This window comes from Streptomyces sp. UH6, assembly GCF_013421635.1.
Classification (GTDB): Bacteria; Actinomycetota; Actinomycetes; order Streptomycetales; family Streptomycetaceae; genus Streptomyces; species Streptomyces abyssomicinicus.
The window spans coordinates 1-1,967 of the sequence record NZ_JACADT010001029.1 but is presented as its reverse complement, the minus strand read 5'-3'; the positions used below and the strand labels follow the sequence as shown (position 1 = coordinate 1,967).

General features: G+C 70.2%; 2 protein-coding genes. Both read right to left on the bottom strand.

Features of this window, described 5'->3' with window-relative positions; translation table 11 throughout:
* Positions 1–1,053: cell division protein FtsZ (gene ftsZ / locus HW445_RS28800; RefSeq protein ID WP_180223779.1), on the bottom strand; the 1,053-nt coding region annotated here is incomplete at its 3' end.
* Positions 1,054–1,332: 279 nt separating this feature from the next.
* On the bottom strand, positions 1,333–1,967 hold a 635-nt coding region (locus tag HW445_RS28795), incomplete at its 5' end, for a cell division protein FtsQ/DivIB (RefSeq protein ID WP_180223778.1).

The window sequence follows — 1,967 nt, the reverse complement described above, 5'->3', positions numbered from 1 at the left end:
GAGCGACCCGAAGGAGGGACGCGCGGTCTCGGCGGGCCGCGCCGGGGCGGCCGGCTCCTCGCGCTTGGAGGCCGAGCCGAGGACGTTCTCCCGCTTGGCGGGCGGCTGGCCGCCGTCGAACCCGGCCGCGATCACGGTGACCCGGACCTCGTCGCCGAGCGCGTCGTCGATGACCGCGCCGAAGATGATGTTGGCCTCGGGGTGCGCCGCCTCGCTCACCAGCTGGGCCGCCTCGTTGATCTCGAAGAGACCGAGGTCGGAGCCGCCGGAGATGGAGAGCAGGACGCCCCGGGCGCCGTCGATGGAGGCCTCAAGCAGGGGCGAGGAGATCGCCATCTCGGCGGCGGCCACCGCGCGGTCGTCGCCGCGGGCGGACCCGATGCCCATCAGCGCGGAGCCCGCCTCGGACATCACGGACTTGACGTCGGCGAAGTCGAGGTTGATGAGGCCGGGGGTGGTGATCAGGTCGGTGATGCCCTGGACACCGGAGAGCAGGACCTGGTCGGCCGACTTGAAGGCGTCCAGGACCGAGACCTGGCGGTCCGAGATGGACAGCAGCCGGTCGTTGGGGATGACGATGAGGGTGTCCACCTCGTTGCGGAGTTCGGCGATGCCGTCCTCCGCCTGGTTGGCGCGGCGGCGCCCCTCGAAGGTGAACGGACGGGTGACCACGCCGATGGTCAGTGCCCCCAGCGAACGTGCGATGTTGGCCACGACGGGCGCGCCGCCGGTACCGGTGCCGCCGCCCTCGCCGGCCGTCACGAAGACCATGTCGGCCCCCTTGAGGACCTCCTCGATCTCCTCGCGGTGGTCCTCGGCGGCCTTGCGGCCGACCGCGGGGTTGGCGCCGGCGCCGAGTCCGCGGGTGAGTTCGCGGCCGACGTCGAGCTTGACGTCGGCGTCGCTCATCAACAGCGCCTGAGCGTCGGTGTTGATGGCGATGAACTCGACGCCCTTGAGACCGACCTCGATCATCCGGTTGATGGCATTGACACCACCGCCGCCGACACCGATGACTTTGATGACTGCGAGGTAGTTCTGCGGTGCTGCCACGTCGAAGGCCTCTCGCCTCGAGTTACGTGCCGGATGCCTCGCGAGTTCCCCGCGAAGCCCCGGCTGATGCCGAATGGGACGGTCCGAACGCCGACCCGAACCCTAACGGTGAAGTTTAGGGTTACCAGTGTGTCTGTTCCCTGGACTATTCCGAACAGGACACTAGGTCGACAAGTGGCGCACGTTCAACGAACACGCCGAACCTCCCGCTTTTCTTTTCACCCTATGTGATCAAGCACGTGAGTGCCCAGTCCGGGTGCTGGCCTGCGCTGATGTGCGTCAACTCGCCGCTGACGCAGGGGCGGAGGGGACAGTGACGTCAAAAACACGGGCCTTCGGGGTTGCCTTCATCAGCGCCCGCAGGGTACGGGCCTTCGCCGCGCCCTCCTCCGGACTGCCCCACCGGACGGTGCGGCCGTCCTTCAGTTCCAGCGAGAACGCGTCGAAGGTACGGACCTTGACCGTCCGGGTGGCACGGGCGACCGGTTCCGGGATGTCCCGCGCCACCCGGACCGCCTCGGCCACCAGCCGGTCGCGGCCGAACCGGCGCAGCGACGAGCCGGCCGACTTCCCGCTCCCCAGGTCGAGTTCGAGGAGCGGCACGGACTCCGGCGCCCTGCTCAGGGTGGCGAACCGCACGCCCGACCGGTCGACTTCGACGTATCCGTCCTGTTCCTTGAGGATCAGGACGGCGGTGCGCTCGGTGATCCGCAGCGTGACGCCGTGGGGCCAGTCCCGGTCGGCCTCCACCGACCCGACGCGCGGCAGCGCCTCACGGATCCGGGCCTCCACGGCCTCGGTGTCCACGGAGGCGAGCGGCATGCCGGCGGGGAGGTCGGCGGCGCGGCGCACCTCGTCCTCGCCGAGGACGCGGGTGCCGCTGACCCCCACCTCGGCCACCCGCAGCCACGGCG